General features: G+C 41.2%; 17 protein-coding genes. All 17 read right to left on the reverse strand.

All coding sequences use genetic code 11. The annotated features are described in order from the left end of the window. Positions 1 to 115 precede the first annotated feature (115 nt). Positions 116 to 2122 (reverse strand): esterase/lipase family protein, encoded by a 2007-nt coding sequence (locus ACF8FD_RS13670; protein WP_392453479.1) that lies wholly within the window; start codon positions 2120 to 2122, stop codon positions 116 to 118. A 132-nt stretch (positions 2123 to 2254) separates the two neighbouring features. Then, positions 2255 to 3157, reverse strand: a complete 903-nt coding sequence (locus ACF8FD_RS13675) for an ABUW_2363 family tetratricopeptide repeat lipoprotein (RefSeq protein ID WP_218288303.1) — start codon at positions 3155 to 3157, stop codon at positions 2255 to 2257. A gap of 123 nt (positions 3158 to 3280) precedes the next feature. Next, entirely contained in the window at positions 3281 to 4090 is an 810-nt protein-coding gene (gene cysE, locus ACF8FD_RS13680; protein ID WP_392453480.1) for a serine O-acetyltransferase, read from the reverse strand. Continuing rightward, positions 4083 to 4931, reverse strand: a complete 849-nt coding sequence (locus tag ACF8FD_RS13685) for an RNA methyltransferase (protein WP_178927639.1) — start codon at positions 4929 to 4931, stop codon at positions 4083 to 4085. Before ACF8FD_RS13685 ends, cysE begins: the two co-directional genes overlap by 8 nt. A 33-nt stretch (positions 4932 to 4964) precedes the next feature. After that, complete coding sequence (gene dnaE / locus ACF8FD_RS13690) at positions 4965 to 8534, reverse strand: DNA polymerase III subunit alpha (protein ID WP_279734196.1); 3570 nt, start codon at positions 8532 to 8534, stop codon at positions 4965 to 4967. Positions 8535 to 8718: 184 nt separating this feature from the next. Then, positions 8719 to 9348: a hypothetical protein gene (locus ACF8FD_RS13695; protein ID WP_234304787.1), complete on the reverse strand. Its 630-nt coding sequence runs from the start codon at positions 9346 to 9348 to the stop codon at positions 8719 to 8721. A gap of 86 nt (positions 9349 to 9434) precedes the next feature. Next, positions 9435 to 10130, reverse strand: a complete 696-nt coding sequence (locus ACF8FD_RS13700; RefSeq protein ID WP_004696373.1) for a methionine ABC transporter permease — start codon at positions 10128 to 10130, stop codon at positions 9435 to 9437. Beyond that, the gene (locus ACF8FD_RS13705) at positions 10127 to 11152 is read right to left on the reverse strand and encodes a methionine ABC transporter ATP-binding protein (RefSeq protein WP_392453481.1); all 1026 of its coding nucleotides are present in this window, start codon (positions 11150 to 11152) and stop codon (positions 10127 to 10129) included. Before ACF8FD_RS13705 ends, ACF8FD_RS13700 begins: the two co-directional genes overlap by 4 nt. Positions 11153 to 11225: 73 nt before the next feature. Further along, positions 11226 to 12098 carry a MetQ/NlpA family ABC transporter substrate-binding protein gene (locus tag ACF8FD_RS13710; protein ID WP_078425889.1) on the reverse strand — a complete coding sequence of 291 codons (873 nt, stop codon included), beginning with the start codon at positions 12096 to 12098 and terminating at the stop codon, positions 11226 to 11228. A gap of 580 nt (positions 12099 to 12678) precedes the next feature. Continuing rightward, a complete protein-coding gene (gene purD / locus ACF8FD_RS13715; RefSeq protein WP_392453482.1) occupies positions 12679 to 13962 on the reverse strand; it encodes a phosphoribosylamine--glycine ligase in 1284 nt (427 codons plus the stop codon). Positions 13963 to 14090: 128 nt separating this feature from the next. Then, entirely contained in the window at positions 14091 to 15665 is a 1575-nt protein-coding gene (gene purH, locus ACF8FD_RS13720; protein WP_058869881.1) for a bifunctional phosphoribosylaminoimidazolecarboxamide formyltransferase/IMP cyclohydrolase, read from the reverse strand. A 90-nt stretch (positions 15666 to 15755) separates the two neighbouring features. Next, positions 15756 to 16025 carry a DNA-binding transcriptional regulator Fis gene (fis, locus tag ACF8FD_RS13725; RefSeq protein ID WP_001086304.1) on the reverse strand — a complete coding sequence of 90 codons (270 nt, stop codon included), beginning with the start codon at positions 16023 to 16025 and terminating at the stop codon, positions 15756 to 15758. A 380-nt stretch (positions 16026 to 16405) separates the two neighbouring features. Further along, positions 16406 to 17305, reverse strand: a complete 900-nt coding sequence (locus ACF8FD_RS13730; protein WP_392453483.1) for a DUF3426 domain-containing protein — start codon at positions 17303 to 17305, stop codon at positions 16406 to 16408. 18 nt (positions 17306 to 17323) lie between these two features. Further along, positions 17324 to 18226, reverse strand: a complete 903-nt coding sequence (gene prmA / locus ACF8FD_RS13735; protein WP_004696394.1) for a 50S ribosomal protein L11 methyltransferase — start codon at positions 18224 to 18226, stop codon at positions 17324 to 17326. A gap of 114 nt (positions 18227 to 18340) precedes the next feature. Further along, entirely contained in the window at positions 18341 to 19222 is an 882-nt protein-coding gene (locus ACF8FD_RS13740; protein WP_039890107.1) for a bile acid:sodium symporter family protein, read from the reverse strand. Between the two features lie 44 nt (positions 19223 to 19266). Further along, positions 19267 to 20154: a bile acid:sodium symporter family protein gene (locus tag ACF8FD_RS13745; RefSeq protein WP_234304793.1), complete on the reverse strand. Its 888-nt coding sequence runs from the start codon at positions 20152 to 20154 to the stop codon at positions 19267 to 19269. Between the two features lie 138 nt (positions 20155 to 20292). After that, on the reverse strand, positions 20293 to 20643 hold the full coding sequence (locus ACF8FD_RS13750; RefSeq protein WP_004696401.1) for a hypothetical protein: 351 nt from the start codon (positions 20641 to 20643) through the stop codon (positions 20293 to 20295). Positions 20644 to 20882 lie beyond the last annotated feature (239 nt).

The raw sequence follows: 20882 nt of genomic DNA on the forward strand, positions 1-20882 counted from the left end.
ACAATAAATCATCTATAAAGCGAACAGTTGTTAAACAGCCAAGTGATTATTGCTGTAGGTGTTAGGTGTAAAGCAAAAATAAAAAAGCCTAAACATTTGTTTAGGCTTTTTAAATTTAAGGCTTATACAGACCGAGTTCAGTCAGGTGTAACCGCAGGATACGACGTAACTCAAGAACGGCTTCAGGGGTTTCTTGAATAGAGTGCCCACCTTTAATAATTTTCTCCGACAATGCACCATCTAGATGGGCACTCGTATAAGGCACAACATCGTCTGTAATGATATTGAGGTCATCACTTTTGGTCGCATTCCCCATGATGCTGTGGAATTTCATGCCTTTGTATGGAACGACGTTTTTAGTTAACCGAGTAAAGTTAGAATTCTTGCTGAGATCACTTGGCCCATTTTGAATAAGCCCATTATCTACATCTTTAATAAATTCTTGTAGGTCAGGGTCACTACTTTGTATAACATCGGTCAGTGCCCCCAAAAATGCACCTGGTAGACGAATGACTTTACGTGCCGCAAGGGTAAACCAGCGGTCAGCAAACTCTGTCCCACGATGTGGTGCTGCCAAGAAAATGGCCCGACTAAAGTTTGGAATCGGTTGAATGTCGAGGCGTGATTTAAAAAGAGGGTCATTTTTAAATTGTTGCGCACGTCGATTGGGTAGCAGTTTCATTGCCGCAGGGGTTAAGTCAGCATCGCTTACCAAAAGCCGCGCAATAATACCGCCCATACTATGACCCACTAGCACGGCATCCTTTTTGGCAGGCGCTTTGCTATCGACCAAATTAAAACTTTGTTGAATGATTGCATAGATTTGGAAACGACTTTCCAAAATTGGCATATTGGTCGAGTAGAACACTTGCCAGACTTGATAGTGTTCACGTAGCACGGGGTCGCCCATGACATCATTCGTCAAACGAATCCATGCCTCTGGACTACTGGCTAGTCCGTGAACGAGCACCACCACTTTTTTATTTGGGTTGTACGGCTCAAGCATGTATAGGTGCGGCATAGTGAGGCGTGCATCACGATCAATCAGTGATAAATACGCGGCTTTACCTAAATTGTTTTGTGCCAACCATAAGCCATAAGGCGCAGAAAAGTTTGCAGCAAGAGGGTAACTTTTGCCTGCAATTTTCGCAGATTCAAACTTATAGGGATCATAAGCTGAGATTTCAAACTCAGGGTTGTTTAAGATCTCATCGATATTGGATGCAGAGCGTGGCTGTGCGGTAATAGTCGCTGCTAAATAACGGGCATTGTGAATGTTAGGATTACGACCATTGGTATACTGATAATGTAGTGGATCGACAATATATTTGGCTTTTTCGGGTGAGGTGTCATTGTGCTCGGGTGGGAGGACAATCAGAAACTCTGAACCAAAACCATCGCGACGTGTGATAGAGCGCAGGCCTGAGAAGTTCATATTGTAAGTTGACATCAGTTGTTCAACTTGACGGTTTTTTAAAAGTGGGTAGTTATCATAATTTATGCGGTAAATACTTTGTCCCACTTTGATTTGATTACCGACTTCAGATGGTCCATGGCGTAAGCCATAACTATTTACAAGCTTAGCGATAGCTTGGTTATAAAAGTCACGCAGTTGGACTTGTCGGTTATCAAAAATACGATCTTGGGGGCCACGTTTGGTGTTAAACATGTATGCATAACTGTAGCGAATACTTTTATCCAACATGCCGAGTTGTTGATCTAGGCAGCTTTGGTAGTTTTGTTTTTGTAGCGCTTTTTTTTCTTCAGACTGGGTCTTGGCTAAAATACTCACTTTACAGGCAGATGATTTTTCTAAGGAAATTGCTTTAGCGAGATACAGTTCGCTGGCAGTAGAGAGGAGCTGTTCATCCTGAATTTGTGGAATTTGTCTGAGTTCGCTGACACATTCTTCAGGTTGCTCTGAACAGATTTTGGCTTCTCGACCTGTCATGGACAGCACGTTTAGACTCGCTTCACTGAGCTTATCCCGCGTTAAAATACTTTCACGTTCATTGGTAATCGTGACGTTCAGTGATTGATTTTTCACACTGACCACTTGGCAACCACTCAAGAGCGAAAATAGAGTGGTTACCATCAAGGTGCTACGGATGTATTTAGGCATAAAAAGCGTCGACTACCGTTTATTCTTTTGAATTTTTTAAATCATACGATAATTCTCGGATTTATCAATTCGCCTAAAATAAAAATAGACCGAAAATTCGGTCTATTTTTAGGTGCATCATAGGTGATGGGATTATTTTGCAGTATTTAGAACTTGCCAAACATTCCAACGACCTTGTTTTTCAATTTCATTAATCAAGCGATCCGCAACTTCAGCTTCTTGTGGATATTTCAATTTGTAGTTTTTCAAGGTTTGCACCGCATTTTTCTTTTGTTCCATCGCGATGTAGTTATTTGCTGTCGCTAAATAGGCTTCTTGAACACCAGCTTTCATTGCTTTATCGAGGTATGGCATCGCTTCGCGTTGACCACCACCTTCAGACAAAGCAAAACCGAACCAGAAGTTTGCTTCAGGGTCTTCTTGGTTAATTTTTAAAATACGCTGTGCATAAGCCAAAGATTTGGTGGTATAGACTGAACCGAGGTCTAAATTACGTGCCATAACGCTGGCTTTGAACGCACGAACCAGCACATCAAATGAAGCATTGTCTTTCGACGCTAACGTATCGAGCTGTTGTGTCACTTCTTTTAGTTTTAACTCAAAACCTTTCCGTTCTTGGCGTTCTGTAAAGCGTGGTGGGTAGTGACGTGCTTTGCCTTCAACCAACTGTAAGAAGTCATCAATTTCAGTAATGTCGACTTCATTGTCACCTGCCAGTACGGCAAACTTCAACTGACGGTCTTTGCTGTTTACGGTTGGAATAATCAGTTTATTGGTGTCTAAAACCATTTTTTTAGATGGATCGTCAGAGCGAGTCACTTCCATTTTTGTTACAGGCTGAGCCGCTGCTTTTTTTAAGTTAATTTCAAATGGAGGTGGCGCATCATAATTAAATGGATTGAGTGCATAAAATGGTGCAGTTAATTCAGGCTCTGTAAAAACGATGGTATCGTTGTTATTCTTCGTTGGGTTTGAGCTACACGCTGTTAAAAACGAGACAGCAAGAACAGCAACCGCTAAGGGTTTAAGCATCATAAGGTTCTTCCATTCATTATTTTAAGAAGTGGTATAAAAGGCATGTTCGTCAGTCTAAAAAAACTCTGATGAACATGCAAGGTTTGCTATAGGCAGGTTTTCAAAAACTAATACTTTTCATGTTTAGTCGTTAGATGGCAGGCTTTGAGCTTCACATTCGCGGCGTACATCTTCCAAAATTTTCAATTCTTCAGCACTAAAGGGTTGTTCATTTTGTTGTTGCTTTTTAAAAGTTGGATCAAGTAAAGACAAACGTTGGCAAAGAGTATTCATCCGTTTTTCATTCAGCTGAATGCGGTCAAGTAGAACACGCATACCTTCAAGAATTGGATCAGACTGGTCTTGCGTTGCAGCATAAGGTTGGAAACCAATACTTTCTGCATAATCGCGACGACGTGTTTCTGCTTCATCTTTCGGTTTATCTTTAGAAATAAAGCGCGCAGGGTTACCAACTGCGGTCGTGTCGGCTGGAACTGCTTTGGTGACGACTGCATTTGAGCCGACTTTCGCATTTTTACCGACAGTAAAAGGGCCTAAAATTTTAGCACCAGCACCAACCACCACGCCGTCTTCTAAGGTCGGGTGACGTTTGCCTTTATTCCATGTAGTTCCACCTAAAGTGACACCGTGATATAAGGTCACATCGTCGCCAATTTCAGCGGTTTCACCAATCACGACGCCCATGCCATGGTCAATAAAAAAACGACGACCAATTTTAGCACCTGGGTGAATTTCAATACCTGTTGCAAAACGGCTAAAAGAAGACAATAAACGTGCTGAGCCTTTACATTCTTTTTTCCATAACTCATGCGCCATACGGTGCATGATCAAGGCATGAATGCCTGGATATGTGGTTAGAACTTCTAAATTGTTTCGTGCCGCAGGATCGCGCGCGAATACAGCTTGTATATCTTCTTTGAGCTGTTTAAGCATTAGATTGATCCTCTGTTTGATCCGTATTTGACTTTTTCCATGTGCCATTATTTAAAGCTTGTACACGACTAAAAATACCACGAAGTAAATGATATTCCATACGATCTAATTGTATACGTCCAAAAAGACGACGCAAGCGTAAAGGCAGTAATCGAGGATTTTTTGGATCTAAAAATTCAATCTCAGCCAACATTTTTTCAATGTGCGGGTAGAACTGTTCCATTTGCTCATGGGTGACCAAAGGCTCATCCCACTGCATAGACTCTGTATCTGTGACAGGCATGGTTGCGGCCTTATCTTCCGCACTTTCCACAACAGCGAGTGTAGCCATACGCATTTCATAACAAATCACTTGAATGGCTTGAGCCACATTTAGCACGCCATAATCCGTATTTACAGGAATGGTGACATGGTAGTTGGCCATGGCCAGTTCTTCGTTGGTCAGTCCACGGTCTTCACGGCCAAATACAACAGCAACGTCTTGCTGATCATTCACTACTGCTGAAATTGATTTTTCAGCTGCGGGACGTGCGTCTAGCAAAGGCCAAGGAATGGTACGACTGCGCGCACTGGTACCAAACACTAAATGGCAGTCTTTGATGGCATCGGCAAGGGTTTCAACGATTTCAATCTGCTCGATTAAATCAGTTGCACCCGCAGCTAAAGCATCGATATCCGGATGCGGATAGGTTTTTGGCGCAACCAACACCAGCTTTGAGAGTCCCATTGTTTTCATGGCACGCAGTGCGCTACCAATGTTCGCAGGGAGTGTGGTATTGACCATGACAATACGCACATGGGAGAGATGCGCTGAAATAGCGGCATTGTCAAATTGGCTCATGATTTTTCCAATGAATCTTTAAAATTTAAATAATTAAGAGAACTGACCGACTTCAGCTTGATATAAGTCCATGGCATCATCCATGCTCATATCCGCAGGTGGCGGTGGTACATCTACAGGTTTGGCTTCTTCATAGCTCACCGCTTTGGCGGCTTTGGATTTGACCTGATATTCCACATGAAGATTTTCTTTACCAAAATAGTCACGGAGTTTAGAAAGTAGTTCATCCTGCGGCGCCACTTTCCAATTAATCCCTAAGTGTAATTCAGCCGTGGCATACGGGTAGTCCAACAGCAATTGCAGCGGGATGTGGTTACACATATCGACATTACAAAAGGGTGCAAGAATATTTTTTAAATCTTGGCTTAGTGTTTTTGTGCTATGTGTTGGGTCGAGACGAATTTGAATACAGTTGGCCCGTTTTTGACGAATTTCATTCAGCGTAAATGCTTTGGTTAAGCGCCCCATTGGGCGGTCAAAACCTTCACGCTCGTAAATTTCACCCTCAATCACCACCACTTTTTCATTTTGAATGATGTCTTTAAAACGCATAAAGCGTTCATGATTCGCAGAGACTTCAATCCGTGAGGTACCATCATCTAAGGTCACCATCATTCGGTTCGGGAAGTTGGCTACATCAACCACAAGACCAGCAAAAACGGTAGTGACACCGCGACGGGTTGGGGTAAGTTCATTAATTTTGTTCGGAATAAACGCTTTCAACTCAGTGCGATAGACATCGATCGGGTGACCTGTTAAATACAACCCTAGGGTGTCTTTTTCACCTTTGAGACGGACTTCATCTGACCATGGCTTAACAGGTTTGGCGGGTTTACGTTGTACTTCTTCAACCTCACCAAACAAGTCCATGATGCCTGTTTCACGGTTTGAGCGAGCTTGTTCAGCCGCTTGTACCGCTTCAGGTAGCTGCGCCATTAAACTAGAGCGTTCAATGCCGAGACAGTCTAAAGCACCTGATCGAATTAACGCTTCTAAAGTCCGTTTATTGATTTTTTTCAGATCAATACGATGGCAGAAATCAAATAAGTCACGATACGGCCCATCTTGGATACGCGAGTCAATAACCGATTGCATCGCCGCTTCACCGACGCCTTTAATTGCACCGAGCCCATAGACGATCGTTTTGTCGTCCGAAGCATGGAATTGATAGATAGACATATTGACCGAAGGCGGCAATACCTCTATATCGTTGTGTCGACAGTCATCAATCAAGAACACCACGTTATCGGTGTTTTGCATTTCCGATGACATCACCGCTGCTAAGAATTCAGCTGGATAATGCGCTTTGAGCCATGCAGTTTGATAAGCTACAAGGGCATAGGCTGCGGCATGCGATTTGTTAAAACCATAACCTGCGAACTTTTCCATATAGTCAAAGATATGGTTGGCAGTGGCTTCATCAATATCTTTTTTCGCTGCACCTTCCGTGAAAATTTGGCGCTGTTTGACCATTTCTTCGGGCTTTTTCTTACCCATCGCACGACGCAGTAAGTCCGCACCACCCAAGCTATAGCCCGCACAATACTGTGCTGCCTGCATTACCTGTTCTTGGTAAACCATAATACCGTAAGTCGGCTCAAGTACACCTTCAAGTAGGGGGTGAAGATACTCAAACTCGCCACCATGCATACGGTGGATAAAGTCTGGAATCAGGTCCATCGGACCCGGACGGTAAAGGGATACGAAGGCGATAATTTCTTCAAATTTACTTGGACGTGCTTCCTTGAGCATTTTTTTCATGCCCACGGATTCAAACTGGAAGACCGCTGTGGTGTTGGCATTGGCAAAGATGAGGTATGCATCTTTGTCGTCAAGCGGAATGAACGCAATGTCTAAAGGCACATCTAGCTGAATGCGCTTATTGATATTCTTCACGGCATCTTCAATGACCGTTAAGTTGCGCAGACCCAAGAAGTCGAACTTTACTAGACCTGCAGATTCAACATCGTCTTTATCGTACTGCGCAACACGGCCTGTACCATCTGCATCACACATCACGGCAGAAAAGTCGGTAATTTTAGTCGGGGAAATGACCACGCCACCTGCGTGTTTACCTGTGTTACGGGTAATGCCTTCGAGTTTTAATGCCATTTCCCAAATTTCAGCGGCATCGTCATTGTCTGGGTTAGATGGGTTGGTGACAATGTCTTTAAGCTGTGGCTCTGCTTCAATCGACTCTTCGAGGCTTAAACCTAAAGGTTTAGTCGGAATCATTTTTGAGATTCGGTCTGCCAAACCATAGGATTTACCCAAGACACGTGCCACATCACGAATGGCACCTTTAGCTGCCATAGTACCGAAAGTGGCAATTTGTGATACTGCATCGCGTCCGTATGTACGCGCCACATAGTCAATCACACGATCACGACCAGCAATACAGAAATCGACGTCGAAATCGGGCATTGAAACACGTTCTGGGTTTAAGAAGCGTTCGAAGAGTAGTCCGTATGGGAGAGGATCGAGATCCGTAATTTTTAAGCTGTAGGCAACAAGTGAACCTGCACCTGAACCACGGCCTGGACCAACCGGAACGCCATTACCTTTAGACCATTGGATGAAGTCCATGACAATCAAGAAGTAACCTGGGAAACCCATTTTAAGAATGGTCCCGATTTCATACTCTAAACGATCATCATATTCTTTACGTTTTTCGGGCCAGTATTCATCACGCGTTTCAGGTGGATATAAAAAGTCTAAACGCTCTTCTAAACCTTCTTTGGATAAATGTGCAAAGTAGGTGTCGATGGTATGGCCTTCAGGAATAGGGTAGTCAGGCAGGAAGTATTTACCTAATTGCAGGGTAACGTTACAACGTTTAGCAATCTGATAAGTATTTTCAATTGCAGAGGGAATGTCTGCAAATAATTCCGCCATTTGTTGGCCAGATTTAAAATATTGCTCTGGAGAGTAATTTTTTGGTCGGCGGTTATCCCCTAATACATAACCATCGGCAATACAGACTCGGGCTTCGTGTGCTTCAAAGTCGATTTCTTTCATGAAGTGCACATCGTTGTGTGCAACTACACCAATATTATATTTTTTAGCCAGTTTTAAGGCTTCATAATTGAAGTCATCTTCACCTGAGCGTTCTGTTCGACATAGAGCCAAATAAACACGATTGCCAAATTTTGAAATCCATTCTTCGAGTAAGGGTTCGGCTTTTTGCGGATTCGATGTACAGAGCATTTTGCCGACATCAGATCGCATGCCAAGTAGCGCAATCAGGTCATGGTTTTGTTCTAAAATCCAGTCTTTTGCAACGCAAGGAATATCAAGCTGTTGACCTCGGATAAAACCTTCTGAAACCAGTTCGGTTAGATTACGCCAGCCAACATTGCTCATCGCCAATAATGTCACGCGATGTTCAGCATCGTTCAAGCGAACTTCTGAACCCATAATCGGTTTGATACCATTATCTAAGCATTTACCATAAAATTTTACAGCAGCATGTAAGTTAGATAAGTCAGTAATGGCAAGGGCTGGCATACCTTCTGCCTTAGCAGCTTTGACTAAATCAGGTATACGTACAATTGATTCTGTGATTGAAAATTCTGTATGAATACCAAGATGTACAAAGTGCATAAGTGAGTCCCTGCAAAAACCGCTGAATAGTTTAACATGCTCTGCCTTCATTCTGAGTGCGATTCAAATGAATTGGCAAAATTTAATAGGCTACAGTGTTTGGACTGTTTATTTTATTGTCAGTAAGTTCTAAACGACTTAAAAAAGGCAATGTCAGTCGCATTGTTTCTTGGAATAAAAGCCTTTAGCAGGCCACTGCTTGCTGAATGGCAAAGCTGCTTAACTGTCCATTTTTAAAACCAAAGTTGAGATAAGCCGTGTAGGGTGGGGCAAAGTCTTGCGGTTCTTTCAGAAAGGCTTTGATTTCATTGGGTTGTAAGAGCAAAACTAGGGCTTCCCCTGATGTTGCCATACCTTGTGCACTGTATTTAAAGTCTTGTTTAAACTGCTGTAAAGTATAATTCGGTGTGATCTGAATATTTTGCACACGTATATTTTCGCTCATCGCTTGAGTGCTTTTCCAGTCAAGCCAAACGCGGCCTTTGGTGTGATCGAGTTGTTTTAAACTCGCTTTGTCTTTATAGAATTTTTCAGCCTGAATTTTGGGATTATCTTCGCTAAAAATCTCAAATTTTAGGGTTTTGGGTTGGGCAGTTGTAATACTGTATTCATAGTTGCCTGTACATTCTGCATATTGTTTGCTGGTTATTCCATTCGGAGGAGCGAGTAATTCACTAACTTGATGTGCTGTCACAGATGCATTGAGTTCAACCTGATTCACTTTCTCACTGGTGACGTAGTTATAGGGATTTGAAGCTGCATGACTGAGCATCGGCAAAAGACTTAGACTGATCAATAGAGTTGTTATTTTCATCGTTATAGCTTTTAAAAGTTTTGTTTGCCGCATGATATAAAACTTAGACCTGAAAAAAAGCTCCCAATATTGAGAGCTTAATTTTGTTAGCGCAGTTTAGATAGCCAATCCCCGACAGACTGTACAATTTGCACCATGATCAACAGCACAATTACTGTGAGTATTACGACACTGGTGTCAAAACGTTGATAACCATAAGAAATAGCAAGGTCGCCAATACCGCCTGCACCCACTGCACCAGCCATCGCGGTTGCACCAATTAAGCTAATTGTGGCTGTGGTTAAGTTTAAAATCAGTGAACTGCGTGCTTCAGGTAAAATAAACTTAAAGATGATTTGTAGCGGAGTTGCACCCATGGCTTGTGCAGATTCGATAATGCCTTCATTCACTTCCAGTAATGAAGTTTCTACCAAACGACCAATGTATGGTCCGACATAGATGGTGAGCGGAACAATTGCAGCCCACGTGCCAATCGATGTTCCGACGATGAGTTTGGTTAAAGGTAAAACCGCAATCAGCAAAATAATAAAGGGCAGAGAGCGCAGGGCATTCACAATCGGGTTGAGGCTGTGATAAATCGCTTTATTTGGCAAAATACCATCAGGACGCGTGACCAATAAAATGATGGCCTGAATAAAGCCCCAAATACAGCCAAATAGCATTGCAAAAAACACCATATGAAATGTTTCTTGCAAAGCAGTAATAAACTGGTCAATTGATAAAGAGCTTTTCCAAAAAGGCGCTGTGATTTGAGTTAACCACTGGACAATTAAATCTCTCATGCCAGCTCTCCTGATTGTTCAACAGCCACACCATGTTGTTTTAAAAACTCAACCGCTTCAGCAATCAGGCATTCATCGCCCAAGAGCTGAACAAACATTTGTCCAATCACATTGCCATCAATTTCAATCATGTTGGCAAACAGGATATTGAGACTAATATCAAACTGTTTAATTAAGTTTTGAATTACGGTTTCGTGTGCAGAGTTACCAAGAAACTGTAAGCGGTAAATACTATGATGATGCTTATGTTCGAGGTTATTCAGAAGTTTAATCGGTAGTTGTTGATGTAAAATCGTTTGAATAAAATTCTGTGTTGTTGCATGTTGTGGGCGACTAAATAAGTCCACCGTTTTCCCAGTTTCAACCACTTTGCCGAGTTCCATCACGGCCACATGTGAGCAGATGCTTTGAATCACATCCATTTCATGCGTCACCATGACGATGGTAATGCCTTGCTCTTGATTGATTTTTTTGAGCAAGTCTAAAACTGACTTGGTGGTTTGCGGGTCTAGTGCAGAAGTCGCTTCGTCACAAAGTAATATTTTAGGATGGTTGGCAAGCGCACGTGCAATACCGACACGTTGTTTTTGACCACCCGAAAGCTCGTCTGGATAAGCTTCTTTTTTGTGTTTGAGATCAATAAACTCAAGTAGCTCATTCAAACGTTTTTCACGTTCAGCTTTGCTATAACCTAAAAGTTTCATGGGCATTTCAATATTGGCTGCAACGGTTTTGGTTTGCAGTAAATTAAAATGCTGGAAAATCATGCCAATATTTGCACGTTCTTGACGTAATGCTTTTGCATCTAATGCAGTAAAGTCTTTCTGATTGATAATTACTTGGCCTTCGGTTGGACGTTCAAGTAAATTGATCAAACGAATGAGGGTACTTTTACCTGCACCACTATAGCCAATAACGCCAAAAATACTACCTTCTGGAATATCCAAATTGATTTGGTCCAGTGCAGGAATGGTTTGGCCTTTCAGCTGATAGTGCTTTGAAATGTTTTTAAATTGAATCATATCGTCAAAAACTACACAAAAATGAAAAAACAGGCAAAGAGACTTTGCCTGTTTCGTTGATTTGATTATATTACTATTTAGCTTGAGTAAGGTAGCTTACAGGCTTGTTCACATCAATTTTTGTGCCGCCAAAATGTTCTTGAACATATTTGCCGACTGCAGCGACATGGTAAAGTTCACCGACTTTTTTCAGTACAGGGTCATTTTGACGCGCTTCAGCCACAGCAAGTACGTTTACGTTCATTTTTGTGGTTTGATCGATTGGTTCATAGTAAATCGCATCTTTCAATACGTTTAGACCACCTTCCATTGCAAGGGTATTACCCAAAACAATTGCATCAACTTCGTCTTTCACACGTACAGCTGTTGCCATTTGAATTGGTTTGATAACGAGAGCTTTGTTGTTTTCAACGATGTCTTTCGAAGTACCTTTCACGAAGTCGAAGTCATTTTTTAACTTCACTAGACCCGCAGATTGTAATAATAACAATGCACGTGATTCGTTCGCACCATCATTTGGAATTGCAATCGTAGCACCATTTTTAAATTCAGCCAGTGTTTTGACTTTGCTTGAATAGATGCCCATAGGCTCTAGGTAGGTCGTTGAAAGAGGGGCAATCTTTGCTGTGTTCGCTTCGTTATATGCCACAAGGTAAGCATAAGATTGGAATGCGTTTACATCGACTTCATTGTTTGCAACAGCAGTATTCATTGCGACATAGTCAGTGAAGTTTTTGATGTCTAACTTTAAGCCCGCTGCTTTAGTTTCTGGCAAAGTTGCAATGTGGCGCCAAATATCAGCATCAGAGCCAGTCGATGCGATGGTTACTGTTTGCTCCGTTGCCGCTGTATCCGTTTTAGCTGCATCTGTTGCAGGTGCTTCAGGTTTGCTACAACCAGTTAAAGCAACAGATAAACCCAGCGCAATTCCTAGAATTTTTTTCATTTTTTCTTCCCGAGTAAGCATCTAAACGAGGCTTAACTTAGCTGAACAATAGAGAGATCAATTGATTTTAAATCAGGCATTTCTGATTTGTTGCATATGACTGTAATGTGAGTTTTGAAAGCGTGCAATTCGATATCAGTCGAATATGTGCTTTCACTTTGGAAAAGATTAACTTTTTCAACTCACTAGAAACATCTTTGCTCAATCGTTAAATTTTGCACATCATATCAACAAAGTAATATTCGATATAGAGCATAAAAGTTCAATACTTATCTTATTTAAAGATTAGTAATTTGAATTTTGTTTATAATTTTATAATGAAAACAATATATTATTTTTAATTAATCTATTTAAAAATAATAATTTGCATAAATTTTGTTCTTTATAAGATTTTATCTAAACTAAATACAAAAAATAGATATAACGAGTATAAAGTGCAAAAAGTATGTCTCAGAATACAGATGAATATAGCTACATCTTTAGAACTTGATTTATATTCATACGGATATATTTAAAAAAATTCGCAGAGGTTTGCAATAAAAAAACCCGCATTTAGCGGGTTTTTACGGTATGAATGTTTTTAAGCATTTTCACGCGCAATCGCACGATAACCAATATCCGTACGATATTGCATACCTTTAAATGTAACTTGACCACAAACTTCTAAAGCATTGACTTGCGCTTCAAGTACGGTATCGCCAAGAGCTGTGACACATAAAACACGACCACCCGCAGTCAAGATGTGACCGTCGGCACTCATTGTAGTGCCTGCATGGAAGATTTTTGTGTTCTCAGGAGATTGACCAAGACCAGAGATTACGTCACCTTGACGAACAGTTTCTGGGTAGCCTTCTGCTGCAAGAACAATACCAATTGATTTGCGTTCATCCCATTCAGCTTCTGCTGGAAGATTACCTGCAATACCAGCTTCAACCAGATCGACCAATGATGATTTTAAACGCATCATAATCGGCTGAGTTTCAGGGTCACCAAAACGACAGTTGAACTCGATCACTTTTGGTTGACCTTTGTCATCAATCATCAAGCCTGCGTATAAGAAACCTGTATAAACGTGACCGTCTTTTTTCATACCTTCAACGGTAGGACGCATCACTTCATTCATGGTTTTTTCAAATACATCTGCAGTCACCACAGGAGCAGGAGAGTAAGCACCCATACCACCCGTGTTTGGACCTTGGTCGCCTTCAAAAATACGCTTATGGTCTTGAGATGTTGCCATTGGTAAGATGTTGTCGCCATCAATCATACAAATGAAAGACGCTTCTTCACCAGCAAGGAACTCTTCGATCACAACACGAGAACCAGCATCACCAAACTTGTTGCCCGCCAACATGTCATCAATCGCATCAAAAGCTTCTTGATTAGTCATGGCTACAATTACGCCTTTTCCCGCAGCAAGACCATCGGCTTTGATCACGATTGGCGCGCCATTTTTTTCAACAAATGCTTTTGCTGCATCGACTTCAGTAAATACATCGTAGAACGCAGTAGGAATGTTGTGGCGTTTTAAGAAGTGTTTAGCAAAAGCTTTTGAGCCTTCTAGCTGGGCAGCAAATTGAGTTGGCCCCCAAATTTGAAGCTCAGCCGCGCGGCAAGCATCAACTACACCTTTTACCAGTGGTGCTTCTGGACCCACAATAATCAAATCTACTGCATTATTTTTTGCAAAGTCGATAATTGCAGCATTGTCTAAAATGTTGAGTGCAACATTTTCACATTTGTCTTCTGTTGCAGTTCCTGCGTTGCCTGGCGCAACAAAAACTTTTGCAACTTTTTCATCTTGCGCGATTTTCCATGCCAACGCATGTTCACGACCGCCATTACCCAAAACTAAAATGTTCATCGGTTCATACTCCATGAATCGAAATGACATAAAGTCCTCAGCCTAAGAAGGAGAGGACTTTATGTAAGATTTAGAAATCTGTTTTAAACCACATGTATGACTTTGTCATTACGGTCTGCATCTATCACTTAGTGACGGAAGTGACGCATGCCCGTGAAGACCATTGCAATACCAGCTTCATCAGCTGCTGCAATAGTTTCTTCATCACGCATTGAACCACCCGGCTGGATAATACATTTAATGCCTGCTTTCGCTGCATTATCAATACCATCGCGGAATGGGAAGAATGCATCAGATGCCATTACAGCACCTTCAACCACTAAACCTGCATGTTCCGCTTTAATCGCAGCAATACGCGCTGAGTTAACACGGCTCATTTGACCTGCGCCTACACCAATGGTTTGACGACCTTTAGCATAAACAATGGCATTTGATTTCACGTATTTCGCAACTTTCCATGCAAAAATTAAGTCATCAATTTCAGCATCCGTTGGCGCGCGTTTCGTCACGACTTTTAAATCATCTTTGGTGATCATGCCTAAGTCTTGGTCTTGAACCAATAAACCGCCATTTACGCGTTTATAGTCAAGTTGTGGCGCACGTTCATCAAGTGCCGGTAATTCACCACAAACGAGAACACGAACATTTTTCTTCGCGCCAGTGACTTCAAGTACACCTTCAGCAATGCTTGGTGCAATAATCACTTCAACAAACTGACGGTCAACAATTGCTTGTGCAGTCGCAACGTCTAATTCACGGTTGAATGCAATGATGCCGCCAAAAGCTGATTCTGGATCTGTTGCATAAGCCAAGTCATATGCCGCTTGAATACCATCTAAAGACACCGCAACGCCACATGGGTTTGCGTGTTTAACGATGACACAAGCCGGTTTTGCAAATGATTTCACACATTCAAGTGCGGCATCTGTATCTGCAATGTTGTTATAAGAAAGTTCTTTACCTTGAAGTTGTTTCGCCGTTGAAACAGAGGCTTCAGTTGCTGTGCTTTCTACATAGAATGCTGCTGACTGATGCGGGTTTTCACCATAACGCAAGTCTTGAGCTTTATTTAACTGTGTATTGAAAGTACGTGCAAACTTGTCTGCTTGACCTTCCTCTTTGCCTACGCGAGCGCCTAGGTAAGAAGCAATCATGCCATCATACTGTGCTGTATGTTCAAATGCTTTAACGGCTAAGTCAAAACGAGTTTCGTAAGACAAAGCACCATTTTCTTTTAGTTCAGCAACAACAGTGTCGTAGTCTGTAGCATTGACCACAATACCGACAGAAGCATGGTTTTTCGCAGCAGCACGCACCATGGTTGGGCCACCGATGTCGATATTTTCAATCGCATCTGCAAGTGAGCAGTTTGGTTTAGCGACTGTTGCAGCAAATGGATAAAGGTTTACAACCACAAGATCGATTGCATCGATATTGTGTTCAGCCATCACAGCTTCGTCTAGACCGCGACGAGCTAAGATACCACCATGAATTTTCGGGTGTAGCGTTTTTACACGACCATCCATCATTTCTGGGAAACCGGTATGCTCTGAAACTTCGACTACAGCGATATTGTTGTCTTTTAACAACTTATATGTACCGCCAGTAGATAAAATTTCTACCCCTAGAGCAACAAGGTTTTGAGCGAACTCAACAATGCCAGTTTTATCGGAAACAGAGATTAAAGCGCGTTTAATGGTCATGATCTTCGTCACAGTTATCAAGAATTAAAACAAAAAGCCAAAAATAGCAGGTAAAAAAAATGCCCGCGGAAGCCGCAAGCATTTTATCATTTATTCACTCATTAAACCGTGAGCTTTTAACTTTTTACGTAAAGTTCCACGGTTAAGTCCTAGAATCTCCGCAGCACGTGTTTGGTTGCCGCGGGTATATTCTAAAACTACAGATAGAAGAGGTTTCTCCATTTCTGCCAGCACCATGTCGTAGACCTGAGATGGTTGCTCGCCTTGCAGTTGTGCAAAATAGTGGCGAACTGCGCGATCTACGTGAATACGAAGAGCGACATCAGACTGTGCAGTAAAAATAGGAGATTTGCTATTCATGCGAAGTAATCCGAAAAATCTAAATATCACTTGGGTAAAGTGACATATATAAAGTGGTCTAAAATTAAAATGAACTTCGTTTTAGATCCTAAAACGACTAGTTCTAAAACTGTACATTTAGCATGCCACAATATCGCCAAGTTGGTCGAAATATAAGCGTAACAATAGTTAAATATTTGTTACCGACCTTTTTTAAACAAAAAAATCTGCTCAATACGCGATATTTCGATAACGCGCATTTTTGCTGATGTTCTATTTGTATTAAAAGACTGAGGAGATTGCAGCACTAAGCTTTTGTGGCGCGTATCATACCATTGTCTAAGAAAAAGTGAGCAAGAAAACTGCATTTTTTTTCACTTTTTTTACATTTTTTTTAAATTTTAGGGCTGGACTATTTCTAAACTGTAATGATTGAAGCTTTTACGGCTGACTGGCAGGCTAAATTTGAATTTGAACGGACTATTTTTAGGAATTCGTTTGATTCCAACCAGACTATCAATCAAATATTCATTTGCATGTAGTTGATAGGTTGAATCGACTTCACCATCCACTTTTAAAATGACCTTAAGATCTGGTAGGGGAAGACTGGTGTCATGATAGTTGATCAGTTCACCTGAAAATTGAGTTTTCTGTGCGTCTACACGTTTTACTTTTAATTTATTAATGCTGATCAGACTGTAACGTTCTTGTAGGCTGCTACAGTTCAGTACGAGACAAATTTTATTATAGGTTGCACCTAATGCGGGGCTATTATTCAGGATATGTGGATTAAACCATAGGTATTGGAAACACAATAAAGCCAATAAGCTGAAATTAATCACACCCCAAAGCATATAGTACATCGGGCTTTTTTGCGGTTTCGCTGGATTGTTGTCTGCCAAATTCATGGCAGGATAGTTACCAATCGGGTCGGTACTAAAATAGTTTAAATTGTTTAAATAGGTTTTGAGGTCAATGTTGGAGTGCTCAACTTTCAGATTGAAAATATCAAGCAAATTTGATGTCGACATTGAAAGCGCAGCAGATTGTGATAAATCAAAATGAATGCTGTCTACACGAGGAGAGGAAAATGCTGAATTTGAAGACTTGCTCATGTCATTCTGATTCGACGATCTTTCCTCACCTGTGTCAAAAGTATGACCCGTGGTTAAATGCGAGAGCGCATTAAAGGTCATCGAACACTTTGGGCAACAAACCATACCTTGCGCAACAGTGAGTTGTGCAACACTTACTTTGTAGATGGTTAGGCATTTAGGGCAAGAGGTTTGTTTGTCGCTCATAGTGTATTAAGAGTTCATTTAAAGGGTGTGGCGTTTACCCGAGATTCGGCACCAGTTTTCATCACGTTTCTCGACCTCTAATATATCAAAAAACTCAGAATAAACACTAGAAACATCAGAAACTTGCTCTTCAATTACACCTGCAAGTGCGAACTCTCCCTCAGATTTGACCAAAGTTGCGAATTCAGGCGCTAACATCATGAGCGGGCCTGCCAAAATATTTGCAACAAAGACATCTGCTTTTTGGTCAGCAAGCTCTAAATTGAACTCGTCTGGTAAGCCGACATAAAGGTTCTCAGCCACGCCATTGAGCGCCGCATTTTGTTCAGTGGCTAAAATTGCTTGTGGATCAATATCTGTGGCATAGACTTTTTTTGCACCAAGAAGTAGAGCAGCAACACCTAAAATACCTGAACCACAACCATAGTCGATCACGATTTTATCTTTAACATCAGTTTTACCTAACCACTGCAGGCAAAGAAAAGTAGATGCATGGTTCCCCGTACCAAACGCTAAGCCTGGATCAAGTTTAATGTTCACTGCATCCGGTTCTGGTGCTTCCATCCATTCAGGCACAATCCAGTATTTATCAGCAATTTGAATTGGTTCGTAGGCATCCATCCATGTGCGTTCCCATTCTTGGTCTTCAAGAAATTCGCTACGCATCGGTGCATCAGGCATTTGAGTGCGAATAAAAGTTTCTAATGCATTGACATCAATTTCTTCATCGTCTTCTTGCGCATAAATACCTGTCACAATGACTTTATTCCAAAGTGGCGTTTCACCTGGAAGTGGTTCAAGTAAGTCTTGGTTTTCTGCATCATCTAATGTGACACTGACTGCACCCAAAGATTCTAAAAGGGTTTCAGTAAAATCGACTTGCGCTTGATCAACCGTAATATGAATTTGTAACCACTTCACAGGAATAACCTAATATTTATGTATAAATAAATATTGTAGCGGAACAGGGGGCAGTTCGACAGCATTCCTCAAAATAAAAAAGGATGCCGAAGCATCCTTAGACCTACATCTGTTCTAGGCTTGTTCTGTACTGGTTTGAACCGATGGAGCATAACGGTTGAGTAATGTGCCAAAGATGGCAGCAAAGATATACATAAAAATAGAATAGACCGCTGCGGGCATGGCAATGGTCGTACTGGCCATCACGGTGAGTGCAATGGTCATGGCAAGGGTGCTGTTATGAATGCCAATTTCAAAGGCACAGGCCCGTGCTTGAGCACTATTAATGCCCAGTAGTCTCGGTACAAAATAACCAATCATTAAACTACAAATACAGAAAATGACTGTGGCTAAACCGACCTGAGTCAGATATTCCAGAATATGTGCGCGTTCTTTGGCTATTGCTCCAACAATGATTAAGACCAAAAATACAACAGAAAAAATACGCAATGGCTTATTCAGCTTCTTGGTAAAAGAGGGTGCATAGTGGCGAATCAACATACCAATACAGACGGGGATAAGAATAATCGAGAAAACCTGTAAGATTTTACTAAACTGCATACTGACGTGTTGTCCATCCTGCATAAAGTATTGAATGGCAAAGTTGACAATTAAAGGTAAGGTAAACGCTGCAATAACGGAGTTAATCGCGGTTAAGGTAATATTGAGCGCAATATCACCTTTGAACAAATAGCTAAATAAATTTGCAGTACTACCACCTGGGGAAGCCGCTAAGAGCATTAAGCCGACGGCAAGCAGTGGTGGTAAGTTGAGCACTTTGCAAATCACAAAGGCAATCCCAACAAGAAGTACCAACTGACAAAATAAAGCAACCAATACTGCTTTGGGGTGTTTGCTCACACGTGCAAAATCTTTTGGGGTTAACTCTAAGCCCAAGCCAATCATGATGATGGCAAGAGCTAGGGGTAACATAATAGTTATCATTCCTGAATCCATAGGTACATATTCTCCTTAAAATTATATAAATCATGACCGTGAAATTATTCAGCTGCGGTCTCTTTCTTCAAAAATAAACTGTCATTTCTTCGCGAGATTAATAGGCCTAATAACGCAGCAAATACAAACATGAAAATAGAATAAATACCGGCAGGAATGGCCATGGCGGTGTTGCCTAAGACGGACAGGGCAACCGTAATGGCAAGCGCGGTGTTGTGAATGGTGATCTCAAAGGAGCAGGTCAACGCTTGTTTTTCTGGAATATTGGCCAGATGTGGCACAAAAAAACCAATAAACATGCTACAGAAGCAGAATAAGGCTACGGCTGGCCCAACCTCAAACACATATTCAACAAAATTATGTCGCTCTAAGTACAGTGCGAGAAAAAAGATAAAAAGGAGACAGCTCGCAGACAAAATACGCATTGGGCGGTTTAATCTGTCGGCGAGTTTTGGGAAGTAATAACGTAAAAACATGCCCATGCTGACTGGAAGTAAAGTGATGAAAAAAACTTTCATCATTTTCATGGTGGGCATGTCAACGGGTTGTGATGTTTGTAGAAAGTACATCAGTGAAAAATTAATAATAAAAGGCAGGGTTAGTGTTGAAATGATGGAGTTTGTAGCCGTGAGAGTAATGTTGAGCGCAACATCACCTTTAAATAAATAGGTCAATAGATTTGACGTTGGTCCGCCCGGTGAGGCTGCAACGAGCATCAAACCAATCGCGAAAATAGGCGCTAAATTTAAAAATTGGCAAATCAGGAACGCAATGCCAACTAGCAGCACTAACTGTGAAAATAACGCGATGAAAATGACTTTGGGGTGCAGTGTGAGGCGATAAAAATCAGCTGGGCGTAGGTGTAAACCAAGCCCCATCATCATCAATGCCAAAGTCAAAGGCAAAAAAACTGTAAACAATTCCGAATCCATGGAATACCTTTTTTATTCGTTTTTTATCTTTTGTGTTTTTGAGTGTATACAGAATTCAATAATTTACAAGGTCGAAAAAAGGGTAAAAAATGGACTATTTTTTACCCTCAATACAGCATGAACTTTAAATTGTTTTGCTTACATTCTTGGTTTAGGTGCTACAAAACCAAGGGCACATTTGCCTTTGATTTCTTTACCTTCGATATTGATTGATGTCGCTTTTGAGTCGCCTTGGCAAATGCTGGCTAACTCAGCTTCATCACCATGAATATTGGCATTTTTTGAGCTTGGGAAAAATTGAGGTTCACAGGTACCATTCCAAATAATGCCTCGATAGGCAAAACTAACCGCTGTTCCTTGTGACTTGCCTTTACAGACTTGTTGATAACGTTGACTGTCATAAACCTTTTCAACTTTGTCGTTGGCTGATACAAAAGGCGAAAAAAATAAACCGCAGAGAATGGATGAAAAAAGAATTTTCTTATTCATAATGCTTACCTTTGGTTGTTGTTTGATCAACCTATAGGATAAAAAATGATCAAATTAATACAAGGCTTTTCAGGTAACAAAACGCATCCTTTGTTGAGTTTTTGCTACTGCTCTGCAAGTAAAATTACATAAACCTAGCGCTGGCGCAGTAAGCACAGCACCGCATATACAATAAATTCCATGGAATCTGTCAACTTACAATCGAAAATTTGCTATAATCTTTCGTTATCATTTTTTAA

It is taken from the genome of Acinetobacter sp. TYF_19 (genome assembly GCF_043105125.1).
Lineage (GTDB): Bacteria > Pseudomonadota > Gammaproteobacteria > Pseudomonadales > Moraxellaceae > Acinetobacter > Acinetobacter johnsonii.